Genomic DNA, 6,022 nt, shown 5'->3' with positions numbered 1-6,022 from the left:
AGGTACGCTTCCGTGCGGGGTTCTTGGGGGCGGCCGTTCTGGTGCCGGGCTTCCGCACGGCGGTGCTTCCGGTGGTGCTTCCGGTGGCCGGTGTCTTGGGAGCCGAAGCCTTGGGGGCCGTGGCTTTGGCGGCCGGCGCTTTGGCTGCCGGCGCCTTGGCCCGGGCGGGAGGTTTGGCGGGCGCAGCTGCGGTCTTCCGTGCCGCCACCCGCTTGCGGAGGACGGTGGCGAACCCGGCGGGACCGAACTTGAGCAGTCCCTTCGGCTGCATGCCCGGTTCCATCTGCGCCCGCGCCAAGGACAACACTACGCCGACGGCGCACAGCGACATGAGCAGGGCCGAGCCGCCATACGAAATGAACGGCAGCGGAACACCCACCACGGGGAGCAGCCCGGTGACCACGGCCATGTTGACGGTGGCCTGGCCGAGCAGCCACACCATGATCGCGCCGGCAAGGACGCGGTGGAAGAGGTCCTGCTGGGCCACCACCACGCGGTAGATGGCTGTGCCCAGGATGGCGAACAGGACCAGGACAACGATGGTGCCGATCAGGCCGAGTTCCTCACCGATGATGGCGAAGATGAAGTCGTTGTGGGCTTCCGGAATCCAGCTGTACTTCTGCCGGCTCTGGCCCAGGCCGACGCCGAACCACCCCCCGGACGCCAGCCCGTAGAGGCCGTTGGTGGACTGGTAGTTCAGGTCGGATCCATCGGCGCAGGTCTGGCCGGTCCAGGACAGGATGCGGCACATCCGGTTGGGGCTCGTGATCGCCAGGAATGCGGTTCCAGCAGCGAGCACCGCACCGGCGATGCCAAACAAGTAGAGCCTCACGCCGGCAAAGAACAACCCGGCGGACAGGATCATCATGACGATCATGGCCGTACCGAGGTCGTTTCCGGCCAAGATGAGTACCAGCACCGCGGCGGCTCCGGGCACGACGACCGGAACCATGACGTGACGCCAATTGTCCAGGAGCTTGGCCTTGCGGTTGAGCACCGTCGCCATCCACAGGGCCAGCGCGAGCTTCGCCGCTTCCGACGGCTGGAAAGTAAACGGTCCGACGTCGATCCAGTTCTGGTTTCCCAGGGTGCTGCGTCCAACGAGGAGTACCAGCGCCAAGAGAACGATCGCCAGCATGATGGCCGGCCACGCGAAGCGTTTCAGCCACACCACGTTGACCCGGGACAGCACGAACATCACGAACACTCCGATGCCCGCGAAGAGCCCTTGCTTCAGGGCGGCGGAGTAGGGCGACTCCCCCGCAGCGATCGCTTCCACGCTTGAGGCGGACAGCACCATCATGATGCCGATCGCGGTCAGCGCGAGGGTCGACCCGAGAATGAGGTAGTAGGTGGAGCCGTTGCGGGACTTTCCGTTGCCTTCGAGGGCAGACCAAAAATGCCGGAACCAGCCGCGGACCCGGACCGCGGGGGTGGGCCGTGCCCCGAAGGTCGGAACGGCCGAATCGGCGGCCCCGGCGGCGGTACTGCCTTTTTTGCTGCCTGGGGCAACCGTCCGTTCCGCTGCGGAACGGGTGGGCGTGCTGACCATTGCTACTCCTCGGTGGTCTGAGCCTGCCCTTCCACGAGCTCGCGGACAGCTTCGATAAAGGCGTCGCCACGGTGAGCATAGGAAGAGAACTGATCCATGGATGCAGCTGCCGGGGCCAGGAGCACAGTGTCCCCGGAGGTGGCCAGCTGCGCCGCCGACGCAACCGCCCGTGCCATCACAGTCTCGCCGTAAATCGGCGGAGGGCCTGCGTCGGCGTGGGCCGGTCCGGCAGTCTGCACCGTCTCAGTGTCGCCCTTGGGCTGGCCGATCACGGGGACATCCGGCGCGTGTCGCTGGAGCGAGGCCAGCAGGTCCGAAGAGTCGGTCCCGATCAGCACCACGGCTTTGAGGCGGCGGGCGTTGTCACGGACCAGTGAGTCGTAATTCACACCCTTGGACAGGCCGCCGGCGATCCACACCACCTGCTGGAAAGCGGACAGGGAGGCTGCCGCCGCGTGCGGGTTGGTGGCCTTGGAGTCGTTGACCCAGAGCACGCCGTCGTAGCGGGCGACCGGCTGGATGCGGTGGTCTCCGGGCAGGTAGTTCTGCAGCCCCTGCCGGACGGCGGCGGGCTCCACTCCGTAGGCCCGCACGAGGGCGGCTGCGGCGAGGGCGTTGGCCACCATGTGCCGCGGCGCGACCGGTCCGAGGTCGGTCATCGCGGCCAGTTCGGCGGCGCTGTCCTTGCGCTCGGGGATGAAGGCCCGGTCCACGAGCAGGCCTTCGACCACGCCGAGCATGCTGACGGCGGGGGTGAGCGTGGTGAAGCCGACCGCACGGCAGCCCTCCACCACGTCGGCGTCTTCGACCATGCGTTCGGTTTCGATCTGCTCGGCGTTGTAGATGCACGCCTTCTGCGTCCGCTCGTAGACCTTAGCCTTGTCCGCCAGGTAGGAGGCATAGGAGCCGTGCCAGTCGACGTGGTCTTCGGCGACGTTGAGGCAGACGCTGGCAACCGGCGACAGGGAGTGGCTCCAGTGCAGCTGGAAGCTGGAGAGCTCGACGGCGAAGACGTCATAGTCAACCGGGTCGCGGAGCGCATCCAGGATCGGCGTGCCGACGTTGCCGACCGCGATGGCCTTGAGCCCGGCGGCCTGCAGCATGGATTCGGTCAGGCCTACGGTCGTTGTCTTGCCGTTGGTGCCGGTGATTGCGATCCAGTCCGCCGTCTTGCGCCCCTCGCGTTCGCGGACGCGCCAAGCGAGTTCGACGTCGCCCCAGACCGGAATGTGAGCCCGGGCGGCGGCGGCGAGCAGGGCCTGGTCGGGCCGCCAGCCGGGTGAGGTGACGATCAGGTCGGGCTTCCCGCCGTCGATCTTGGGAACCGAATTTACGGCGTCCTCGCCGAGCAGCACGTCAACGGCGCCGACGATCCGGAGCGTGTCCGCCTGGGCGCGGGCCTTCGCGCTGTCCGCGGCGTCCACGACCACAACCCGGGCGCCGAGCTCGATCAGGGTGTCCGCGGCAGCGAAACCGGAGACGCCGATGCCGGTGACCACGACGCGGAGCCCCGACCAGTCGGCGTCCCAGCTGGTGAGGTGCTCCAGCCGCGGCGAGCTGGCCAGTGGTTCGGGAATGGTCCCGCTCACAGCAGCACCACCCATTCGGCGTAGAAGACGCCCAGACCGGCGGCGACGAAGAGTCCGCAGAGGATCCAGAAGCGGACCACGACCGTGACTTCCGCCCAGCCCTTGAGTTCGAAGTGGTGTTGCAGCGGGGCCATTTTAAACACGCGCTTGCCCTTGGTGAGCTTGAAGTAGCCCACCTGGATGATGACCGAGAGGGTGATCAGGACAAAGAGACCGCCGATGAACGCCAGCAGCAGTTCGGTCCGCGACAGGATCGCGAAGCCGGCCACGGCGCCGCCAATGGCGAGCGAGCCGGTGTCGCCCATAAAGATCTTCGCCGGCGAGGTGTTCCACCACAAGAAGCCGACCAGCGCGGCGCTGAGGATGGCCGCGAGCAGCGCGAGATCCAGCGGGTCGCGGACGGTGTAGCAGCCGGCGCCGGCCTGCCGGGGCGAGCCGCAGGACTGGTTGCTCTGCCAGATCCCGATCAGCGTGTACGCCCCGAAGACCATCACGGACGCGCCGGCGGCCAGCCCGTCCAGACCGTCAGTGAGGTTCACGCCGTTGGTAGCGGCGGTGACGATCAGGTTCGACCAGAGGACGAACAAGATGGCGCCCAGCACGGTGCCGCCGAACGCGAGGTTCAGCCACGGGATGTCGCGGACCAGGGAGATCTGGAAGGACGCCGGCGTGACCTTGTTCTCGTTCGGGAAGTTGAGCGCGAGCACGGCGAAGATGATCCCGACGGTGGCCTGGAGGACCAGTTTGGCCTTGGCGTTAAGTCCGAGGCTGCGTTGCGCGGAGATCTTGATGAAGTCGTCCAGGAAACCGACCAGCCCCATGCCGACCATCAGGAAGAGCAGCAGCAGGGCCGAGGCGGACGGCCCGGCCGAGAGGGGGTTCATCAGCCACATCAGGAGGTGCGTGATGCCGTAGCTGGCCAGCACCGCGAGGATGACGACCATGCCGCCCATGGTGGGGGTCCCGCGCTTGGTGTGGTGCGAGGTGGGCCCGTCATCGCGGATGAACTGTCCGTAACCCTTGCGGACCAGGAATCGGATGAACAGCGGGGTGCCCAGGAAGGAGAACAACAGGGCCAGTCCGGCGCCCATCAGCAGTGCGATCACGGCAGCTTGCTCCCTTCAGTGGCGGCTCCGGCTGTGGCGGTTCCGGCTTCGGCGGTTCCGGCGGCGGCCGGGGCCGCCGCTTCGGGGGCCAATGGAGGCAATGCTATCCGATCCCCCAGATGGCGCAGGCCGATGCTGTTGGAGGACTTGAAAAGGACCAGGTCGCCGGGCTCCAGCTCGGAGCTCAGGATCTCGTAGGCTTCGTCGGCCGTCTCGGCGAAGATGCACTCGTCACCCCAGGACCCCTCGTTGACTGCCGAAACGTACAGGGCGCGGGCTTCGCGCCCGATCACCAGCAGCCGGGAGATGTTGAGCCGGACCACCTGGGTGCCGACGGCGGTGTGCTCACGGATGGAGTCCTCGCCGAGTTCCAGCATGGCGCCGAGCACTGCCCAGGTACGGCGGCCGCGGCCCAGGTCTGCCAGGGTCCGCAGGGCTGCGCGCATGGACTCCGGGTTGGCGTTGTAGGCATCGTTGATGATGGTGACGCCGTCGGGCCGCTCGGTCCGTTCCATCCGCCAGCGGCTGGCAGCGCCCTGCGCGCTTAGCGAGGCGGCAATCCGGGCGCCGGGGATTCCGGCGGCGTGGGCGGCGCCGGCCGCTGCGAGCAGGTTCGCCACGTGGTGGGCGCCGATCAGCCTGGCAGCGACGTGGTGCCGGCCCCCGTCCGGAAGCACAAGCTCGAATTCAGGGCTGCCGCCGGCGTTCAACTCGACGTCCTCGGCCCGAACCGCGGCCGGCTGGCCGTTCCTGGCGGGCTGGGAGGAGAAACCGAGGACGGACGCCGCAGTCCGGTCGGCCATGGCCGACACCCGGGCGTCGTCCAGGTTCAGCACTGCGGTGCCGTCGGCGGGAAGGGCCTCGACGAGTTCGCCCTTGGCCAGGGCAATGTTCTCGACGCCCCCGAACTCGCCGGCGTGGGCAGTACCCACGCAAAGCACCACGCCGATTTCGGGGCGGACCATGTCCGCCAGGTAACTGATGTGGCCGATTCCCGTAGCACCCATCTCGATGACGAGGTACCGGGTCTCGAAGTCTGCCTTGAAGACGGTCAGCGGCACGCCAACTTCGCCGTTGTAGGAGCCCTGTGGCGCCACCATCCCACCGTGTTCGGCGAGCATGCCGGCCAGCAGGTCCTTGGTGGTGGTCTTGCCGGCGGACCCGGTAATGCCGATGACGGTGAATGCGTCCCCCGCCGCGGCCCGGTGGTCCCGGATCCGGCGGACGGCTTCGGCGGCCAGGGCGCCCATCGCCAGGACGGAGTCCTCGACGACGACTGCCGGGTAGTTCTGCCCGGCGGCGTCGGTGACGTCGTGTTGCACGAGGGCCAGCACGGCACCGCGTTCGAAGGCGGCGGCGACGAAATCGTGCCCGTCGGCGGCCTCCCCCGGTTTGGCCACATAGAGGGAACCCGCCGTGGCTTCGCGGGAGTCGGTCACCACCGAATCGGGTGTCAGGCCCGGTGTGGCGGCCAGCCGGCCGTGGGTTATTTCGGCGATTTCCGCCGCAGTAAATGCAATCATCTCGGTTTAGGACTCTATCCGCTGGTCGTCGAGAACGGTGAATCCTCGTGCTGTCAAGGAGGACCGCAGTTCCACCCGGTCATCGAGGGCAAGGTTCACGCCCTTGACCTCCTGCCAGACCTCGTGGCCCCGGCCGGCCACCAGGATGGTGTCCTCCGGGCCGGCCAGCTCCACCGCTTTGCGGATGGCGGCGTCGCGGGGGAAAACCTCCAGGATGGTGCAGCGGAGGTCCCCGCTGTCCTTGGCCGCCAG

The 6,022-nt window shown here is 67.9% G+C and carries 4 protein-coding genes and 1 pseudogene; all 5 read right to left on the bottom strand.

The window, feature by feature from the left end; translation table 11 throughout:
- Nucleotides 1–1,552, bottom strand: a 1,552-nt coding sequence (gene ftsW, locus AB4Y86_RS09870) for a putative lipid II flippase FtsW (RefSeq protein WP_441402065.1), incomplete at its 3' end; no start/stop codon positions are given.
- A gap of 2 nt (nucleotides 1,553–1,554) precedes the next feature.
- Complete coding sequence (gene murD / locus AB4Y86_RS09865) at nucleotides 1,555–3,156, bottom strand: UDP-N-acetylmuramoyl-L-alanine--D-glutamate ligase (RefSeq protein WP_441402064.1); 1,602 nt, start codon at nucleotides 3,154–3,156, stop codon at nucleotides 1,555–1,557.
- A complete protein-coding gene (gene mraY, locus AB4Y86_RS09860) occupies nucleotides 3,138–4,247 on the bottom strand; it encodes a phospho-N-acetylmuramoyl-pentapeptide-transferase (protein WP_441402063.1) in 1,110 nt (369 codons plus the stop codon). The genes murD and mraY overlap by 19 nt, the downstream gene beginning before the upstream one ends.
- The gene (locus tag AB4Y86_RS09855; protein ID WP_441402062.1) at nucleotides 4,244–5,770 is read right to left on the bottom strand and encodes a UDP-N-acetylmuramoyl-tripeptide--D-alanyl-D-alanine ligase; all 1,527 of its coding nucleotides are present in this window, start codon (nucleotides 5,768–5,770) and stop codon (nucleotides 4,244–4,246) included. Before AB4Y86_RS09855 ends, mraY begins: the two co-directional genes overlap by 4 nt.
- A gap of 6 nt (nucleotides 5,771–5,776) precedes the next feature.
- Nucleotides 5,777–6,022 (bottom strand): annotated as a pseudogene (locus AB4Y86_RS09850) (UDP-N-acetylmuramoyl-L-alanyl-D-glutamate--2,6-diaminopimelate ligase); the annotation flags it as partial.

This window comes from Arthrobacter sp. 2YAF22_2 (assembly GCF_052114645.1).
Lineage (GTDB): Bacteria > Actinomycetota > Actinomycetes > Actinomycetales > Micrococcaceae > Arthrobacter.
Note: the sequence above shows the minus strand (reverse complement) of the source record. Positions and strands in the feature narration are given on the sequence as shown.

Coding starts and splice junctions, on each gene's coding strand:
- murD (WP_441402064.1), bottom strand. CDS start 3,156: ATGGGTGGTGCTGCTGTGAGCGGGACCATTCCCGAACCACTGGCCAGC.
- AB4Y86_RS09855 (WP_441402062.1), bottom strand. CDS start 5,770: ATGATTGCATTTACTGCGGCGGAAATCGCCGAAATAACCCACGGCCGG.